Annotated in this window: 1 pseudogene; it reads right to left on the reverse strand. The window is 25.1% G+C overall.

The annotated features are described in order from the left end of the window. A pseudogene (locus tag AJ881_RS09620) lies at positions 1–672 on the reverse strand (DUF115 domain-containing protein); the annotation flags it as partial.

Below are 672 nucleotides of genomic sequence, written 5' to 3' on the forward strand. Positions count from 1 at the left end.
TTTATAACTAGGATGAGTGATCATTTGAGGAAGATTATAAACAAATTGCTCTATGCCTTGAAGAGCATCAAGGGGATCATTACCATGAGAAATAATAGAATCTTTAAAATGCTGCACTAGCTTTTTATTTAACTCCAAAACATCCTCATGAAATCTTTCATAATAATTACTCATCAGTTCTAAAAAATAAATTCTAGAAAATTGAAAGAAAGGCTTAGAAGAACAAAGTTCAACATAATCCTGAATTTGTAATTTATCATTTTCTAAAATCATCAATCTTGAATTTTGCAATTCATTTGAAAAATCTAAGATATGAAACATGACCCAAATGATTTCTATATCTTTTTCAAAAACAACAATATGTTGATGATTTTTATTTTGTAATAAAGCTTTAAATAAAATTCCATTTCCAAAACCATAAAAATACAATACAGGATAAAGTAGGTATTTGTCATTATAGGTGTTTAACATAGTGTTTAATTCATCAATAACATTTCCATAAAGAAAAGTATTATCATTCGTATCTTTTAAATTTATATCTAGATTATCTTTACCTAAGATAAGTTCAAATTTACTAGACTTGATTTCTTTTAAACTTTCTTTTAAAAGAATATTACCTAAAGCTTCAATGTTATTATTAAAGAGTTCTTTTTGAGTAGAGGTGAAGGTCAT

The sequence above is a fragment of the Campylobacter sp. BCW_6460 genome, assembly GCF_001762705.1.
Taxonomy (GTDB): Bacteria; Campylobacterota; Campylobacteria; order Campylobacterales; family Campylobacteraceae; genus Campylobacter_D; species Campylobacter_D jejuni.